At 51.3% G+C, this 17571-nt stretch carries 21 protein-coding genes; 18 read left to right on the plus strand and 3 right to left on the minus strand.

From position 1 onward, the window contains the following. Positions 1-3: 3 nt before the first annotated feature. From CAG64_RS05785 to CAG64_RS05835, 11 genes are all read left to right on the plus strand, one after another. The gene (locus CAG64_RS05785) at positions 4-972 is read left to right on the plus strand and encodes a hypothetical protein (RefSeq protein WP_161448259.1); all 969 of its coding nucleotides are present in this window, start codon (positions 4-6) and stop codon (positions 970-972) included. Continuing rightward, a complete protein-coding gene (locus tag CAG64_RS05790) occupies positions 972-1370 on the plus strand; it encodes a hypothetical protein (RefSeq protein WP_161448256.1) in 399 nt (132 codons plus the stop codon). The genes CAG64_RS05785 and CAG64_RS05790 overlap by 1 nt, the downstream gene beginning before the upstream one ends. Then, positions 1367-1924, plus strand: a complete 558-nt coding sequence (locus CAG64_RS05795; RefSeq protein ID WP_161448254.1) for an Ig-like domain-containing protein — start codon at positions 1367-1369, stop codon at positions 1922-1924. Before CAG64_RS05790 ends, CAG64_RS05795 begins: the two co-directional genes overlap by 4 nt. A 54-nt stretch (positions 1925-1978) precedes the next feature. After that, positions 1979-2989: a major capsid protein gene (locus tag CAG64_RS05800; protein ID WP_161448252.1), complete on the plus strand. Its 1011-nt coding sequence runs from the start codon at positions 1979-1981 to the stop codon at positions 2987-2989. An 8-nt stretch (positions 2990-2997) separates the two neighbouring features. Next, a complete protein-coding gene (locus CAG64_RS05805; protein ID WP_161448250.1) occupies positions 2998-3429 on the plus strand; it encodes a hypothetical protein in 432 nt (143 codons plus the stop codon). After that, positions 3368-4483, plus strand: a complete 1116-nt coding sequence (locus CAG64_RS05810; protein WP_337247436.1) for a phage portal protein family protein — start codon at positions 3368-3370, stop codon at positions 4481-4483. The genes CAG64_RS05805 and CAG64_RS05810 overlap by 62 nt, the downstream gene beginning before the upstream one ends. Next, positions 4471-5829: a phage head morphogenesis protein gene (locus CAG64_RS05815; protein ID WP_161448248.1), complete on the plus strand. Its 1359-nt coding sequence runs from the start codon at positions 4471-4473 to the stop codon at positions 5827-5829. Before CAG64_RS05810 ends, CAG64_RS05815 begins: the two co-directional genes overlap by 13 nt. A gap of 305 nt (positions 5830-6134) precedes the next feature. After that, on the plus strand, positions 6135-8171 hold the full coding sequence (locus tag CAG64_RS05820; RefSeq protein WP_161448246.1) for a hypothetical protein: 2037 nt from the start codon (positions 6135-6137) through the stop codon (positions 8169-8171). Beyond that, positions 8168-8551 carry a hypothetical protein gene (locus CAG64_RS05825; RefSeq protein WP_161448244.1) on the plus strand — a complete coding sequence of 128 codons (384 nt, stop codon included), beginning with the start codon at positions 8168-8170 and terminating at the stop codon, positions 8549-8551. Before CAG64_RS05820 ends, CAG64_RS05825 begins: the two co-directional genes overlap by 4 nt. 173 nt (positions 8552-8724) lie before the next feature. Next, a complete protein-coding gene (locus CAG64_RS05830; RefSeq protein WP_161447523.1) occupies positions 8725-8916 on the plus strand; it encodes a hypothetical protein in 192 nt (63 codons plus the stop codon). A gap of 172 nt (positions 8917-9088) precedes the next feature. Further along, positions 9089-10150 (plus strand): DNA-methyltransferase, encoded by a 1062-nt coding sequence (locus tag CAG64_RS05835; RefSeq protein ID WP_161447526.1) that lies wholly within the window; start codon positions 9089-9091, stop codon positions 10148-10150. 37 nt (positions 10151-10187) lie between these two features. Here the strand turns inward: CAG64_RS05835 and CAG64_RS05840 are convergent, their stop codons facing one another. The 3 genes from CAG64_RS05840 to CAG64_RS05850 all read right to left on the minus strand — a co-directional run bounded on the left by CAG64_RS05840 (position 10188) and on the right by CAG64_RS05850 (position 13273). Next, complete coding sequence (locus CAG64_RS05840; protein ID WP_161447528.1) at positions 10188-10421, minus strand: DinI-like family protein; 234 nt, start codon at positions 10419-10421, stop codon at positions 10188-10190. Between the two features lie 50 nt (positions 10422-10471). Continuing rightward, on the minus strand, positions 10472-12706 hold the full coding sequence (locus CAG64_RS05845) for a phage tail tape measure protein (protein ID WP_202600866.1): 2235 nt from the start codon (positions 12704-12706) through the stop codon (positions 10472-10474). A 138-nt stretch (positions 12707-12844) separates the two neighbouring features. Beyond that, positions 12845-13273 carry a hypothetical protein gene (locus CAG64_RS05850; protein WP_161447531.1) on the minus strand — a complete coding sequence of 143 codons (429 nt, stop codon included), beginning with the start codon at positions 13271-13273 and terminating at the stop codon, positions 12845-12847. A 78-nt stretch (positions 13274-13351) separates the two neighbouring features. Between CAG64_RS05850 and CAG64_RS05855 the strand changes: the two genes are divergently transcribed. The 7 genes from CAG64_RS05855 (at position 13352) to CAG64_RS24065 (ending at position 17570) form a co-directional block, all read left to right on the plus strand. Further along, on the plus strand, positions 13352-13939 hold the full coding sequence (locus tag CAG64_RS05855) for a phage tail protein I (protein WP_161447533.1): 588 nt from the start codon (positions 13352-13354) through the stop codon (positions 13937-13939). Between the two features lie 2 nt (positions 13940-13941). Next, positions 13942-15060, plus strand: a complete 1119-nt coding sequence (locus CAG64_RS05860; RefSeq protein WP_161447534.1) for a phage tail-collar fiber domain-containing protein — start codon at positions 13942-13944, stop codon at positions 15058-15060. After that, a complete protein-coding gene (locus tag CAG64_RS05865) occupies positions 15060-15995 on the plus strand; it encodes a hypothetical protein (RefSeq protein ID WP_161447536.1) in 936 nt (311 codons plus the stop codon). The genes CAG64_RS05860 and CAG64_RS05865 overlap by 1 nt, the downstream gene beginning before the upstream one ends. Positions 15996-16214: 219 nt before the next feature. Further along, positions 16215-16466 carry a hypothetical protein gene (locus CAG64_RS05870; RefSeq protein ID WP_202600867.1) on the plus strand — a complete coding sequence of 84 codons (252 nt, stop codon included), beginning with the start codon at positions 16215-16217 and terminating at the stop codon, positions 16464-16466. Continuing rightward, complete coding sequence (locus tag CAG64_RS05875; protein WP_161447537.1) at positions 16463-16900, plus strand: hypothetical protein; 438 nt, start codon at positions 16463-16465, stop codon at positions 16898-16900. The genes CAG64_RS05870 and CAG64_RS05875 overlap by 4 nt, the downstream gene beginning before the upstream one ends. Positions 16901-17016: 116 nt before the next feature. After that, positions 17017-17385, plus strand: a complete 369-nt coding sequence (locus CAG64_RS05880) for a putative phage tail assembly chaperone (protein ID WP_161447539.1) — start codon at positions 17017-17019, stop codon at positions 17383-17385. 47 nt (positions 17386-17432) lie between these two features. Next, positions 17433-17570 carry a DUF6890 family protein gene (locus tag CAG64_RS24065; protein WP_443084052.1) on the plus strand — a complete coding sequence of 46 codons (138 nt, stop codon included), beginning with the start codon at positions 17433-17435 and terminating at the stop codon, positions 17568-17570. Position 17571: the final 1 nt, after the last annotated feature.

Consider the following 17571-nt stretch of genomic DNA (forward strand, 5'->3'; position numbering starts at 1 on the left):
GATATGCGAGTTCGTAAGTTAGAGATAGTGGCGGATGGCATTCAAAAAAATGGCCAGCCTGTCACCAAAGCGCAGCTCGAATCCGTGGTGCGTAACTACAAATCGGATGCTCGTCCACCGGTGACACCGGGTCACCCAACCAAAGGCAGCGATCAGATTGCCGCGTTGGGGCGAGCGTCCAACCTTCGGACCGAAGCCGGCACGGGAGAGAAAGCCGGCAAGACGGTGCTGGTGGGTGAAGTGGTGTATACCCCTGAAATGGAGCAACTGGAAGATTCTGGTGCATTTGAAGGGTTCAGTGCTGGCATTCACCCCATGCCGGATAAAGACGGCGAATGGTACATGCACCATCTGGCGTTCCTGGGGCAGCTTCCTCCGGCAGCGGACACCAAAACCCGTGATGTGGTGAACCTCAGTGATAGCGATTTTTGCGATGGCGCTATCTATCTCAGTGCAGAAGTCGGTACTCAGTCTGGCTCTGATGACAATGAAACAGGAATCAATATGAAAAAAGACGAACTCAAAGCGCTGATGGGCGACGTCGTTAAAGCGCAGCTCGAAGCGATGGGGGTGAAACCCAATACGCCTGCACCGGCTAAAAAAGACGGCGAGCCAAGTAAGGATGGCGACGTCACCACCGATGACGATAAGTCAAACGTTGCGGTCACCGCTATGCAAGACACGTTAGCTGGCGACCGTAAAGAAACGCTGACCGAGCTGGCGGACTCTCGTGAGATGAGTGATGAGCTGCGCAAGAGCGTGAAAGCCATGATTGATGGTGCTTCCGCTATTGAGCTTTGCGCCTCGGGTGATGGCAACCGCTACAGCCAACTCAAAAGCATGATTGCGGCCATGCCCGAAAAGAACACGACGTCGTCCCAACCTTCGGCCTGGGACCAGTTAACCCAACACTTAGAGCTGGCTGATAACGGTGGCGCTAAAAAAGACAACTTTGATCCGGAGGGCTGGTAATGGATTTTGCAAAGAAGACCACGCTAAAAGGTGCTCCCGCTGTCGTTGGGAGCCACCCCGGGGGCAACATTATTCAACAAGTACTGGTGGACGCAGGTGTTGAAGGACTGAATGTGGGACATGTCGTGGTGATCACCGACGGTATCATTACGCAGCGCTGGGATGGCTCACCAATGATCACTGCGGTCGATGATGGCGCGGGCAATATCACAATGACACAAGTGGCCTTGGGCATTGTCACCGCGAACCAGTTTGAGGGGGACGGTTCGGTCTCCACGTTGCGCACCGGCACATACCTTCGTGATCGTGTGGTGCTTGCCGATGGCCGTGCACTGTCCGCGTCGAATGAGTTCACTTTGTCGTTGTCCCACCTCTTTGCTGAAGGAGCCTGGCTATGAGCCCGCTAGAACAACACAAAGCCAAACAAGACGGTGTGTTTGCCAAAGCACTGCGCGAAGCGTCTAACGCCTTTGTACAGATGGGCGCACACCCTCGCACCTTGCTGCATCACTCACGTCGTAACGATCTGATTGAGCAAGCCATTGCGACATTGCACATTCTAAAACGTGAAGGCGATGCGTATCACCAGCTCGGTCAACCGGTGGCTCAGACGTCGCCTGACGTCGATTCGGATGAGCCGCACGTCGGTTTTGTGAAAGTGGATGACGCGCCGGTACGGGTCAGTCCGTTGGCTAAAGGCGGTGATGAAGAAACGTTCGTACTGGCCATCAATAACCCATACGAGCAAATCGTGAAGTATTCATCCAGTGATACATCTGTGGCTACTGTGGATGAGAAGACAGGTGTCATCACCCCTGTGGGCAATGGTGAAGTCTCCATTCAAGTGGCATTGACCAAAAAAGGGGACTACCCACGTGTTGAGGACAGTGTTGAATTAGTCATTGAAGCGTGTTTGGAGAAAGACACACTAGACGCTGGCTCTGAGCAATAACCCTCCCCATTCATTACAGCCGCCTTGACGCGGCGGTTATAAAGAGAAAGAAGCATGGATATTATTGATATTTTACGCGGCCTGTTAGCCCCTCAAGAGTGGTCCGAACTGCTCAACAATTATAAAAAGCGCAAGCCGGTCCCAATGCGCATCCGCAAGAAAGTGTTCGGGGATGCGGTGTTTTACCCGAGCGTGCGCATTCCCTGGAATGTGCTCAAAGAAACTCTGTCCAACATTCCTGTCGTGCGCCGGGGCACCAAGGCGTATCAACTCGGTGGCGACGACTTAGAAACGCAATCTATCGAGCCGCAAGGCTTTTCGACCGTCTCACACATCTCGGCATCGGAGCTGAACAACCTGAAGGCTTTGGGGCTAAAGAACATTCAAAAGTTTTTTGACATGCTCCAGTTTGGCGTGATGCGTAAGATTGAAGTGTCCACCGAAGCGCTGTGCGCACAATCCCTGACCGGCAAGATTGCATATCCCATGAAGACCGCGGACGGCGCTCTGGAGCTGTTTGAAGTGGATTATGGTGAAACATTGCGCTACCGATTTGACACGTCACTCCTGGCACCAGAGGCCACCATTGAACACGTGTACACCGCGTTGCAAGAGATGGATGAAGCCATTCAGGCCAAAGGCTATGGTGCCAACATTGAAGTGCTGTGTGGCAAAACGCTGTTTGCCCGTATTGTCACGCTGGCGGGTAAGAACCTGTCCAACGTGCTGGATGTGAAAGTCAGCAAAGGTCAGGTCAATGTTGGGGGCTACGTCATTACCTCTGAAAACGGCTCTTACGAAACCATGGTGGGCGGTGTCAAAACACGGGTAAAAACGGTGGATGATGACAAGATGGTGATGATTGACCTTGATGCGGGTCACACCCCTTACTATGCCGCACTGGACGACCTGGACGCCGGTCTTCAGGCATTGCCGTTCTTCTCCAAAGTGAAGAAAGTCGATGACCCATCAGGGGCCGATGTGTACACCATGTCAAAGCCTTTACCGGCTGTCGTCGTGGATGCGATTTGCTGGGTCGATGATGCGCTGGCTCCGGTCGCGTAGGTCCCCCCATGACGATGACCCTGACGCAGTTAAGAGCGATGGTTACTATCCAGGGCGTATCAGACGCCCTGGATGAGCAAATCTACGCCTCCTTAACGTACAACGATGAAAAAAACGCGCAAACCGCCTGTCAATCGGCCGCCCGTTGGTGCTATGCCTATCTGGGTCAAAAGAATGCGTTGACTCGCCTCTACAGTGACGATGACAAGGAAGTGCTGACGGAAGCCATGACGCAGATGGCCATTTATGAACTCGGTGAAATCAGCGAGTTTGATTTTGACGATCGCAAAGTCGAAGCCATCGCGTTACTCCATTCATTGCTTGGTCTTAATAACGGCGCTGAACAGGGCGCTCAATACACAGGAGCTGCGATTGCCCGTGATAAAGAATCTCACCTTGTCGTCCCTTATCGCTCGGCTTCCCACCGACGTTATCGTTAATCACTACCCATTGCCGACCGAGTTGGGCAACGCGCGTTACCAAAGCAGTAACTACTATTTTGGGGCCATTCGCGCCATGCTGCTTGATGAAGAGGTGGCGTCCGATATTGAGATGCGTCATGCCACCGCGATGACCGTGCCTTACGTGATTGAAGGCTCTGCCAATGACGTTGCATTTTACAACGATGTGATGGCGGACTTCGATTTAGAAACGCTGATGGAGCAGATGCTGGGGGCGACGGAGTTTGGCTTTATGCCGGTAGAGCTGATTTGGGAGAAAGGCGGCTCGCAGCTTGTCCTCACCGATTCTGAGCCCAAACGTCCTGAAGACTTTCGTCTATTAAAAGATGGCACCTTGGTGTACAGCGCGGTGGACTACACCGCAAGAACACCGGTGACAGGTAAAGTCATCCCCGTTCTGCGCAATGCGACCACTGAGCGTCCGTACGGTGAAACCATCTTAGAATCGGTCTGGCCCATTTGGCAAAGTAAGTGGATAAGCTGGGCCAACATTGAGCGTCTGGGGGAGAAATACGCCATTCCTACGGCCATTGCCCTGGCTGAAAACGCGAACGGTGATAACGATTTACAGAAAATAGCAGACTCACTGGCGCCTGTGATGAACGGCGATGCTGTGGCACTGTCTGGCGTGAAAGAGATTGTTGCGCTCGATGCGAATGGCAAGGTGGACGAGCTGCTGCGCACCATTGAATACATCGACAACAAAATCTCCAAGCGCATCACAGGGCAGACTCTCACCGGTGGCAATCAAAAGTACGGCTCTCGCTCATTGGGTGAGGTCCATGAACGGGCCGCCATGCGCGTCTCTAAACGCGATGCCCGCATGGTGCATAAGACGCTCAACGAGACGCTGTTTAAGTGGATTTTTCTGGCTAACGGCCGTGAGGGGAGCATCAAAGTCCGGGTGGATGAAGACGCTTACAAAGCGATGCTGGAATCGGCTCTGGCAAATGGCTCAGGTATGGAGCCGGTTCAACCGCTTTCCCCCCTGACCTTATCAGACGCCCCAGGAAAGCACCTATGTCTGCTTTAACTCACCTTGACCAGAAAGAAACCGACAACCTCATCAAATTGCAGCGCCTCGAAAATGAGGCGCTTTCCTTCACCGTCAAAAGCCTTTCAAGGGAGCTGGAAGCAGCGTTCAAGGCGCATTCAACCCCTGATGACATCGATATCACTCAGGTCACCCACCCGTACACCAACATTTACGCCGCATCGATGATGGTCAGTTGGTTGCTGGGTCAAGCGCATGTTCAAAACGCCATCACTGAAGCAGAAGATAAGCCCGTCGAGCTGACCTATGCGCCCATTTACCTCGCGGTGGATGATGTGCCTTTTCAGGAAGCGATGGATGCACTCAAAGTGATGCTACCGACCGATACCAAAGAGTATCGTCAGATGGAAGCGGCCATGAAGCTGCGTGCATTCACGGTGGCGAACGTCTCCAGTATTGATGCGGTCAATCGCGTGAAGAAACGCTATGAAGACGCACTGGAAAGCGGCGCTTATCGCTCTGAAACCCTGGGCAATATTCGTCAGCTTCTCGAGCAAGAAGGCTTATCTGAAGCCAACCCGTACTGGCTAGAGTTGCATTATCGCAACAACATGATGACGGCGTACAACTCTGGCCGCTGGACCCAGATTGCGAATAACGATTTGGTTGAGTTCCTGGTCTATTCGTCCGTCCTGGATTCGGGAACGACTGAGCTGTGCAGAAAGCTCGATGGCGTGATCAAACCTAAAGACGATCCGTTTTGGGAACGTTTCTACCCACCCAACCACCATAAATGCCGAGCCACCGTGTCTGTGTTGTCACGTAAGCAGTATGACGCGCTGCCGGCATCAATGCGACGCGCTTCAGAGCAAGTCAGCGGTAAGGCTTTGGACAAAGATGCCATCACTGGCAAAGAGCATCAGTTCACCAGCTCGCCATTGGTATCAATGAAAACGTTGCCCGCATCGATGATGCAGCGAGCGCAAGAATACAGTCTGACACAAAGCATTCTAAACTACTCGCTGTCGCAAAGTCAGCGTGTGCTGAATGAGCAAGTCCAGTTGGTGTCCAAACACGTCCTGTCAGCCGCGACACTCAATAAAGCGATAAAATACTCACCAGAGCTCGAACCGTTCCGGGAAATGATTCAGGAGAAGCTACTCAGTCAACCGGATGCGATTTGGTATGGACTCGATCACATGGCGGACGGAGCATGGTTACCTGTGTTGACGTATCAATTGGTGCTGGATGACCAACACTCGGCCTTGGCCTTGGTAGCCGCGTTTGACGAGGCCATCGTGCTCAATATTCACTTTTCCCGTCAATCCGAGCTGGATAAGCGACTTGCTGACCACATCAACATGTCGGATAGTCGCCAAAAGTAAGGTTTTACTGAAAAAATGAGTGCAGGGTGTTGTGTGCTTGACGATGATAAGTCTATCACTTAATTTAAATGCACTCATCCTCAATAAGGTTGAGTCCCCCTTTATCTAGCAACGTCAGATTTGCCCGCACGCATTGGCGGGCTCTTTTTTTAAGTGCCCCTCCCGGTGTGACGTTCTCCTCAAATCTTCACAAACGGCAAAATCACCAGATGAACCGTGCTTTTACCTAGTCTTTCCGGCTACGCCTTGCCGCCTCTCCATCGTACAATATCGCCATTTATGATGTCGCTTCAGGGAGAGTAACCATGTCAATAGACTTTGATTCGTCGCGTAAGGTAGTGCGCGCTGGCTATAAGCCCGTTGTGGATGAGACCGCGCTGACTCGTCCTGCGGAAGGTCCGGTCCAAGAGACGCCGGAAAAAGCGCCAGAGCAGGAAATCAACCTCAAACTCTACTGCAGTCCGGATGAACTCAACACTTTACAGACGGGTGTCTGGCTGTTAGGTGCGACTGATAACGAAAAGGCGGTTGCCCAATGGAAAAAGCAGCAAACCAGCGAAGGCGACAGTATTCTCACCGCGCAATGCTTTGAGGCCGAAGAGAAGACGCTCTATCACGATCTGTTTTTACACAGCGGTCAGTCAGACGCGTACACGGTCATGCCTAACCCGACTGACAGCCAAAAAATCAATGCCGAATTTATACCGGTGAAGCTGGCTGTTCAGGTCAGTGAAACGCGCCTTGGCTGGCCGACGGCCGGGTATTTTTACCTGTTTTCTGAAGGCAAACTGACAAAAGAATTCAAAGTGGCCGGTGACGGTCGCTGGACGTTCCAGGTGACGAGATCGGATGCCTCAAACCTGACCGAAGAGCGGCTCTCTGAGCATCACTACGCCAGCATTTTGCTGCCCTATAAGATTGAAGGTCAGCCCGCGCCCGAGCAGCACCTACTGTATCGGGAAGAAAAGCTCACGGCGGATGAGTTGGCCCAAGCCAGTCCCGACTGGCTGAACCAACATGCTATGACGCTGGACATGGACCAGGTGGTCGGTATTAAGCAAACACCTCTGCTTGAGCGGAGCGCCGAACCTACGCCTGAAAATGAAGTGCCTTCACCGATAGAAACTGTGGCGGCGGTGCATCCGTACGGCGATACCTGGGGACGTTACAACCAGCATGAAATTGATGCGCAGACCGTCAACATCACGCAAAGTCCGAGCATCGCAGACCATGTTCCCGTTCTGAACGTTGCAGCGTCCATGGCGACTGGGTTTTCACTCGGCTGGATACAGGTTTTGCGCTCTCAAAGTCAGGCTCAACTTTGGGCGGATTTATTTACAGAGGAGACCAGTGAAGCGCATCAAGCCTTGATTCAAAAATACAATACACACCTCAATGACCCCGTGCGTCAAGGAGAACTGGTTCTGCTGCCCACCGCGGAGCCGGAAAACGACGAGCAACGGCAACAACTCAATGCCATGCTGGAAGAGGCGCTGGCAGCGAGTTCAGCCCTGTGCGAGCTGGATGATGGACAGGTGGCCACAGTCAATCGTCACTTTGAACTGTTGGACCACTACGCGAATCAACGTACGGAATCTGGAGATGTGCCATCAGAGCAACCGGATTACTATGCGCATGCGTCAACCGGTGTGGGTATTGCCACCGCGATGGTTGAGCAGCATTTGAAGAATATCAATCAGGTGTTATTGGAAATTAATGATTTGTATATAGGGCAAGTGGCCATGGCCAGTCGCGTTGGTGGTATCAACTATGGTAGTTTTGTGTCAGAACGAGCGGCTCTGTTTAAAAAGCTGGACGACTCGTTTGCGATGTTATCCAAGCGCAGTATTCAGCTTCCTGTTAACACTCAGATTAAGCGGGCGCTGAGACTGTCGACTAAGTCAGTCGTGCATCACGCGGATGAGATCATCGCCAAAGGGTTCGTGCCGAATATGGGCAAACGCATTGCAAATGTGGCAAAAGGCATCACTGCTGCTCGCTGGGCTGGCTATGTAGGCGTGGTACTGGGTGGGGCCAGTGCCGCGGATACTATCTACGAGGCCTGCAAAGTGGACGGCACCGGGGAGTGCGGCAAGACCGCGACCACCGAGGTCGGTGGGTTTATGGGCAGTCTTGTTGTCGGTGGCAAGGTCGCAGGTATGGCCGCCGGTGCGACCGTTCTGGTATTGAGTACCGCCGCTACACCTGTTCTTGCGGTCGCGACCATTGGAGCTTTCGTAGCAGGTGGAGTCATTGGCGGAATGGCAGGTGATGCCATTGGCAGAAAGATTGGTGAATCAGTATATATTGCATATGAATATGTTGTGGAGTTATTTGAATGACAGAACCTTGGTGGGAAGTCGGAATAATTGTTTTACTAGCAGTGTTTGGCGGTTATATGCTCCTGTGGGCAGTTCCGGGTACTTTGTGTGGCGTGGTGCTATCTTTGGGAGATCCACAACGTATTGTGTACATCGACAAACAGTTGTCTAAAGATGTCAAAAAGTTGCATGCTAAGCCCATGTGCATGCTGTCGGCCAGCATTATGTCTCGTTATGTGGATTATTGCATTTCGTATCCGTTTATTCGGCATCGGGTGACCACCGAGTCGAAAAAGTTCCGGGCATTTATGTGGTTCAATTCATTGGGCTTTTGGAGTTTTATTATAAGTGGTGTATTAACGTTAGTGGTTCGTATATTGGATATATTGCCGCATTCTTGAATATGACATTACCGTAGGACTAGATATGTCAATCTTACCCGTTTTATACGGATATTTGAATTTTTGAACTGTGAGCGGCAATTCACTATTGCCGCTTTTTATTAAAACACTGGCTATTCCCCGCACACCATAATAGTGTCGTGTCGCCTTAAAACGAGAGTGGGAATAGCCGTATGTTACCTGTCAAAACCGATGCCCAACAACTGGTCCTTCTTATTGTGGAACATGCCCGCCAGGGTGTGCTGGATCCTTATATTATTGCTGAAGCATTGCCTGATTATTCCATCCATCATGTTGCATTTGTCATTGAGCAATTGGCCCAGTTGCCTTACCCCGACCTTAGCCAGCTCATACGAGATAGATAACTGTACAAATACACAGTAAATCATGATAGGGTTGTTTCGTGTTTTGATGCCTTGAGTACCTGAGACCCGGCCCCCGGAGAGGAAGCAGCAAAACGCCACCAGTCATGTGCCTGCATGGCTGGTGGCTTTTCCACATGGCGTATTCAAGGCTCTTGTATGACAGGAGATAAGAATGCAGCAACACACCCTTTGCGATGGCCGTGCCACGCTGATTCATGCTGATTGTTTGGCGTACCTAAAAAACCTGAGCGACAACACGGTCGACCTCATCCTCACTGACCCACCTTATTTTCAGGTCAAGAAAAATGCCTGGGATAACCAATGGCCTGATGTCGACACCTTTCTGGCCTGGCTTGATGAAGTGCTGATGGAGTTTTGGCGCGTTCTGAAGCCCTCCGGTAGTCTGTACCTGTTTTGTGGCTCAAAGCTGGCCAGTGACACTGAAATTCTACTCCGGCAGCGTTTCGACGTCTTGAACCACATCATCTGGGCCAAACCGTCCGGCCCTTGGAAACGCATGCATAAGCCGGATTTGCGCATGTTCTTTCCGGCCACCGAGCGCATCTTGTTTGCGGGCCACTATAAGGCCGAAGGTTACGCCAAAGGCTGCTCCGGATACGCATCGCAGTGTCAGCAGCTCAAAAAGCAAGTCTTCAGGCCTCTGATGGACTATTTCATCAACGCCCGAAAGCGACTTGGCGTCACGGCTAAGGAAATCAATGCGGCCACGGACTCCCAGATGTGTTCACATTGGTTCGGCGAAAGCCAATGGAAACTGCCCAACCAAAAACAATATCAACAACTTCAGGCTCTATTTGCTCAAAAGCAGGGAAAATTGTCCCGGACACACAGCGACTTGACAAAAGAATACGACGGTCTTCAATCTGAATACCAGGCGCTGGTTCGTGAATACGATGATTTGAAAGCTCAATACCAGCATTTGCGTCGGCCTTTTGCCGTCACTAGTGAGGTTCCGTATACCGACGTCTGGCACTTTCCCCCTGTTCAGTATTATCCGGGGAAACATCCATGTGAAAAACCGCAGTCGCTGTTAGAGCATATTGTGACTGCTAGCAGCCGAGAGAATGACGTGGTGTTGGATGCGTTTATGGGCAGCGGTGCAACGGGGAAAGCCAGCCTGAATTTGAATCGCCGTTTTATCGGTGTTGAGATGGAGGAGGAAACGTTTGAACAAACGCGATCGTCTATTGAAAACTTAATGGTTAGACCGTAACAAAAAAAGAAAGGCGCCCATTGGCGCCTTTCTTATTTCAGTTATACAGCCACTCATCGGCTTCATCAAAGATGTCTTCCAGGAGCTGCTGAAGCTTTTCCCGTCGGGTTTTGTCTTTTTCCTGAATATCCAGTTGGTTGTTCTCTCCCTTGCGTACCCGGACTTGCACGTTCGGGTAGACCTTGGCCAAGCGACGCTGGACTTCCGGTTCAATCAACGAGAACTTACCGTCAGGTAAGTCAGACTCTTTAATCATCATATTCACGCGCATACAGAACTCCTTTAAAATATTACTGTATATATAAACAGTATATTCTATTTTTAATCCAGGTCAACATGCCCCATATCACGCCACAAATCGTCCATGGCATCATGCAGTGCCTGCTTGAGTTGCGGTGTCATGTCCCTTAATGCCATCACCAGCGTTTGCGCTATCGGCTCAGGGTCAGTATGAGAGGTGCTTAACTGTATCGTCGGCGTAAAGTTGACTTCGATGGCGGCCTGTGGGGTGAGTTTGACTTCCTTGACCTGGTCACTGACAGACTGAATCGTTTGTTCCGTTTGGGTCACGGCTTGCTGATGGGCATCCGGCTCTTTATCGCCACCCAATACATCATAGAGCCAGGAGGCCAAGGTTTCCCCCGCCACTGAGCCACCCACGGAGCCTGCCACCGCTCCGGGTGCTGCACCGACACCCCCAAACAGCGCGCCCAATGCGCCGCCCCCTAAACCGCCCAGCCAAGAGCCTGCGGTCGCACCGACGTCTTTCCAGACTTGTTCGGTATCACCTTTCAACGCACTGTCACCGATAGACAACGCACTTAATGCGGTCCCGAGAAACGGCAACTTCTTCATCAACCCTTTGCCGGCCCCCGAGAGCGTTGTGCCAGCTCTTGACCACAGGCTGGTCCCTTTTGCTATGTTGGCAACAGGCTCGGCTGCCTTAGAGGAAAACAGGCCACTGAATAGACGACTGGGCTTGAAGCCTTTCTCTGCCCCTGTAGCGACACCAAACACTTTTCCTAACGCCTTCTTACCCATGCGGGTGGCCATCAATCCTCCGAAGCCGGTCAAACCCACAGACCCCGCCAGTCCGGCATAGCCTAATGCTGAGTGCTCATTCATGGCCCCCGTTGCTGACCCCGTCACACTGGATATCGCGTCCCCTAAGCCATCAAACTTATCAATGAGATTGGCTGCACTGTTAGACACCGTATCGGCCATGGAGCCCAAGGCGTTCATCGCTTTATCCATTGACGTGGCGATGCCCTTGCTTGCTTCATCCAAAGATTGTGTGCCTTCGAAGACCTGAGCGCCTTCTTGCAGACCTTGTTGCATGGCATTCAGGCCTTGAGTGCCAATATCCTCAGACAAAATGGTGCCGCCCATCGCCTCAAGGATCGGTTTCACCGCAGCCGCATCGGTTTGACTGGCGCTGTTCACTAAAGCCAGCAGAGCGGCGTAGTGGTTCCCGGGCGCCTCACCTGTGGCCACATCATTGCGCACCCGGTAGGCGGCTTCTTTAATGCGATTGCGCAGGTCGATGTCGCTTATCGCATCAATGGAGCCCGCTTTATCGTCTTCGCCGACCAGTTTGGCAAATTCCCCTTTATCGCTGAAACGTGCCATGAAAGATTCCTTGAAAGCATCCCCAACTTTGTCGGTATTCCACACACCCGCCTGACGGGCACGAACGATGGAGGCGGCGAATTGGTCGAAGGAGATTTTATCGCCGAGCAAAGGGGAGTATTCGGCGAACGTATCGAGTAGGTCGCCATTCGCATCGCCGACCATTGAGCTGGTGGCGTACACTTTATTGGCGGCTTCCTCAATGCTGATACCAAAACCTTTGGAAATGTTCGCCAGGGCACGAACGGTTTCTGGTGAGGAATAGTCAGGGAATATCTTCTGCAGTTGAATGGCCGCTTTTGTTAGAGCTTGCGTGTCGTCTTCACCTAAGTTCTGTTGCTTGGCTAACGCCTGGGCGGAGAAGATGCTCTCCTGATCGGCGCCATACCGTCGGATCAAGTCGGAACGAAATTGCCGCTGCTCTGCTGACTGCACGTCATCCAGAGAATAGCTGCTGCGGGCCGCCAGTAACCGCTCGTTGCGGGCCTTGTCGTTTCCTGCCCAGGCCAACCCTGCCGATGCGACAGCGCCGCCCGCCATCGTACCGATTTTCTCAATGTGCTTAAGCGCACTTCCTTGCTGCTTCAGACCTCGGTTGGTTTTTTGGATTTCTGTCTGAAGGCGCTTCTCCTCCTGAGCAATGTTGTTGATATCGATGCCGGTGTTTTTCAGTGTTCGCCCAAGCCGCACCAGCTCGCGCTCTTGTACTGTAATGGCTTTTTTGTTTTGAGTTTCCTGCTGATTCAGCGTCTTCAGCGCTTTTTCCGCTTTTTTAAACGCATCGATGTCCGCCGTGGTTTTCTGTAGCTGCTTAAACTCTCGCTCCAGCTTACTGGATTCTTTCTCAATCTTTTTAGACTGCTGGGTAAACGCATCCTGAATACCCACAATCAGTTCTAATGCGTAATTGCTGTTGCTACTTTTCATGATTAAACATCTCAATAAGATACGCGAACTGTGCCCAATCGGCCCGGAGCAATTCTGAAGCCGTCACAATGCCGATTTTTCGATGGGTAAGCAGACGAAAAGATTGGTCGAATACCGTTGATTTGATTCGGGCGAGATTCAGCTCTTTCCCATCAAATGCGCCAGGTTGATGTGCTCCTCATAAGGCAAGTTAATCAGCATGTCGACCGGCACCACCACTTCGCCTTTCATTCCTAATTTCGTCAGCTTTCCATGCTCATCCCGCGCTTCTTCCACACGTTCACCGAATACGAGAATGCTGGAGGCAATGTGGGCCGTGATGGCATCGTTGGACTCAAAGCCGTATTGCTCTTTTGTGAATCGCACCGCCTCAATGCGGTCTTTCACCAGTGCTTTACGCACCCGCTTCGCACAGTTGAGCACCATCCCGCCAAACTGGATGGGAGTATTCAAAATGCAGAGGTCAAATTCCATCATTGCACGCGCAATGTCTTCCAGGGCGAAAACCTGAGCGTCCGGTTTCGATACGGTTTCAATGGTGTTGTTCGGTTGATGTTCAGTGTTCATGATTTATCTCGATGTGAGTGAGGTAGAGCCCGCATTGTGTCTTTATATCACCCAGCCATCTGCCGAACGGAAATGAGGATGTTGAGACTCGGTATTCTGTCATCACTGGATAAACGAGACGTAATGATGCTGCCCAAAATCTTAAAGCAAGACATCCGGCTGAGAACACTAAGCCGTCTGACCTCCGAAGAAATGAACGAGGTGCGCTCAGCGATTCAAGGGTTGCAGGTACTGGATATCGACCATGTGCATGAGTCGTATCTGCCCTGGCTTGCCTGGTGGTTTCGAGTTGACACCTGGAACGATGCCTGGCCGCTTGAGCGCAAACGTGCCGTCGTAAAAAATGGCCTGACACTGTATAAGTACAAGGGCACCATTTGGGCGGTGGAGCGCGCATTGGACCTGACTGGCTTTGACCCAAAACTCACCGTTTGGCATCAAATGAATCCGCCTGGCGAGAAAGGCACTTTTCTTGTGGAAGCCACCCAGGAACAAGGCGGCTTGACTCAAAAGGATTATGAGAACGTGGTGACGTTAGTGGAGAGCAACAAACAAGGCTCCCAGCACTGGAACATGATCGTCCGGAATCCTTTAAGTCGTGGCGGCATCTATGCCGGCATCCATACCCGCAGCCGAAAACGCATCACCGTGACTCTTATGGATTGATTATGGCGAACGAACCTTTAAAAAGCGCAGTGGTCACTGACGTCGGTTTGGCTAAGTTAGACGCAGCCTACCAAGCCGGTGAGAAAGTGATTATCCGAGAAATCGCATTGGGCGATTCAAACTTTGAATATGTTGAACCTAACACCGCCTTCACTCAACTCGTTAACGAGTTTGGGCGTCAAGACATTAATGAAGGCAATACCACAGACCGGTGGATCCATGCCTTAGTGTATGTCGATAGCACCCGGTTTGCCGGGGAGTCCGTTTGGGAGTTTGGGCTATACGATGATGAAGGCGATATGATCATCTACAGCTCATATGTCCCCAGCTTGGTGCCTGATATTGGTCAAGATTACATTCAATTGGAAATCGAATGCTCCGTCGATTTATACAACGCCTCTGCTGTGACGCTTGAAGTGACCCCCATTTACCCTCAAGCCACAGAGCGAGAGCGTGGTATCGCGAAGATTGCGACGGTGGAAGACGTCACAACCGGGACAGACGATGAAAAAATACTGACCGTTAAAAAGTTGATGCATTCACTGGGAGTACCGAATGTCATCGACAAGCTGGTCACTAACCTCTGGTTAAAGTTGGCCGCAAAAATATTCCCTGTCGGTGCGGCCATTCCTTGGTTTACGAATGAAGCCCCTGATGGCTTTGGTATCATGAAGGGTCAGGCCTTTGATGTGAAGACCTATGTTCAACTTGCATCCATTTGGCCGAACGGCATTATTCCCGATATGCGCGGCTGTGGCGTCATCGGGAAAGAAGACGGGGAAACGGTCGGAGCTTGGGAAGAAGGCCAAGTCAAAGCGCATGGACACCCCGGCTCGAGTGTCGGCTCTACAAATTTGGGGACCAAAAATTCGAACACGACGGGTAGCCACGCGCACCCATATACAGTGAGGACCATGTCTGGCGCGCTCTATGGAGGGAGTTATAATGCGGGCTTTAGCAATCCATCAGGAAGCTATACAAACACAACGGCATCCGCAGGTAACCACTACCACTCAACTTCCATTGGCGCTCATGCTCACAGTTTATTCATTGCACTGTTTGGTGCGTCGAGAAACACCATTAACCACCGTAAAGTAAACTGGATAGTAAGGCTGGCATAATGACTAAATTCTTCGAACACTCTCAACCCGTCAACGTGTCACGTATCACTCCAGATGGGTGGTGGATTGAAAATACCGTAGAGCACGTTTCTAAAGGTACCGCTTTAGGTTCGGATTTTACTCAGACTGTTTATACTCCATCAAGCGCTGGGATGATTGCCCATTACGATCGTGATAAAGACGTTTGGTCCAATGAAATCGAAGACATGACATGGAAAGCGTTTTGGGATGAACACGGACGTCGTTACGTCATAGGCCAGCCAGATGGTGATTATCCAGAGTGGGCGATACAAGAACACCCACCTGAGTACGATCCTGACACTCAAACCGTCTTATACAAAGAGGATGAGTGGGCAGTCTATGAGATCCTTATTGGCCAGTCCTACTACAATGAGTGGGGGATGGCGTTTTTGGTCTCAGACTACAACTTTGAACTTCCTGACCATCATGTTTTTGAAGCACCACCAGAGCCTAATGAAGGGTTCGCAATAAAGTTAGTGAAAGGCACTTGGCAGGAAGTCCCGGATCATCGAGGTCAGTATGCTTATGCGAAGGACAGAGACAACCCTGAGCTCTACGACTATTTAATTGAAACTATCGGGGATGTGCCAGATACCCACACGCTTCTTGCCTATCAGCCTTATGATTCGTGGATGAATGATGTTGACGGCTGGGCCTATGACCCAGAGCGCCACAAGCCGGTGCGGGCGGCAGAAGAATTAGAATGGCGAGATCGTGAGCTCTTTAAGGTTCTGAGCCGCATTGATCAATATGAAAAGGACCAGAACTATCCAGAAGCGCTAAGAACTTCCCCTATAAAGACTGAGGAGCAGTTCATTCAATTGCTCAGGGACCGAAAGGTATTGAGTGACTATCCAGATTCTGACGGTTTCCCTTTTTCTGAACGTCCACAATTATCCGGCCTTTCAGATTGATCTGTACCCAGCTATCGCGCTGGGTTTCCTTTAACCTAGATACAAAATCTCTCGTTGAGAATCGGCATCGATAACCCAGGTTTGTTTCGCGAAATCCCGCTTTATTTCGGTTAGTTTCGCATCCAAAAACGTTTTAGAGGATAATTTCACAGTGTTTTAAAGCATTTCCGGCGCTGTCACAACTATCTGCAGTACAAACCGGAACTCAAAAAGAAAGTGTTGTCTTTGCTGACTCAGGGCGAGCAAGCCGGACATGTGGACAGCGTCTGCACTGGCTCTCTCATTTGGAATCTGGCCTATCAGGTCGCGATGTGCCGTATCCACTATCTACGTGTGCCGGCGGCGCTTCCTGAAGCCGGCGATATCCAGGCCATGGCCAACTATTGGAAACAGCACTACAACACGCCATTAGGCGCCGGAAAGCCAGAGCAGTTTGAGGGCAGTTTCCCTGTCGAAGTGTTGGCCCTATGACGTTGCAGAGCTGGCGCAACCTCCTTATCGCCGTTGTCATTGCGGGGCTGTGTTATGTCATTTACAACGCCATCTATGACAGCGGCTACCAGGCTGCCGCGCTGAAATACGAGCAGAAAAACAACGCTCGCACCCTGCAGCAAATCGACAAAAAACAGGGCATCGAAAAGAAAGCGTATCAATCTGGCCTCAATGCCGCGGCCCAAAAAAAGGAAGTGGTGACCGTCTATGTCCCAATTGAAAAAGAGATCATCAAGGTGGTCTCTAAGCCGGCCGACACCGGCTGCAATGCTGATTTTGTTTCTGAATGGGTGCGCCTCCACAACCGAGCCGCCGCTCCTGGAGAGCTCACCGCCGAAGCCGGACGCATCATTAATGATCCGCCCACCTCAGCAACTGGAAACACTGGATCCGATCGTGGTGCAACGCAATGACCTGCGCCTGGCCTTACCCACTATCGTCCGAAATTACCAATCCTACTACGAGTTAAAAGCGCAGTTGATAGGTTTGCAAAATTACGTCAACACACTGATTTATGAGGAACAAAGCCATGACGAAACCACAAAATAGCCATCAAGAAACCAACGCGGATGCCCTACCAGAAAACGAAGCACTTAGCCTGCTTAAGTCTCTGCAGGGCAGCACGGATGTGGTGGTGCCACTGGTGATCAACGGTAAAAAACTGCATTCCGGCATTCAATTTTCCATCAGCTTGAACGAGTACAACGCCTTTTTGAACGCGTCACAGAGCGGGAAAATCTCTCCGACCGCCGCGGCCAAAAACTATCTCATGGGCGTGGTCTGCAAAGAGCACCATGACTTTTTAGCCGAAGCCCTCAAGGTGAAAGGCGTACTCAACCAAATGATGATAGCCGTCACAGACAAAGTTGAGCCGGATTTCGGCCAATCATTGGACTGATCACCGCCCTGGCTGCCACCTATCGCAAGAGCCGTGTCAGCCAATTAATGGCGCTAAGGCGGCATTACTTACCGCATGAAAATGACGATATTGAGAACTTAGCCAGGGCTATGTGGTTAGATGAACATCATCACGAGTCATTAACACTGGCAGTGAACCAGGGAATAGTAAAATCGTTCCCTTAGT

The organism is Vibrio sp. V38_P2S17PM301 (genome assembly GCF_009904845.1).
GTDB classification, from domain to species: Bacteria; Pseudomonadota; Gammaproteobacteria; order Enterobacterales; family Vibrionaceae; genus Vibrio; species Vibrio proteolyticus.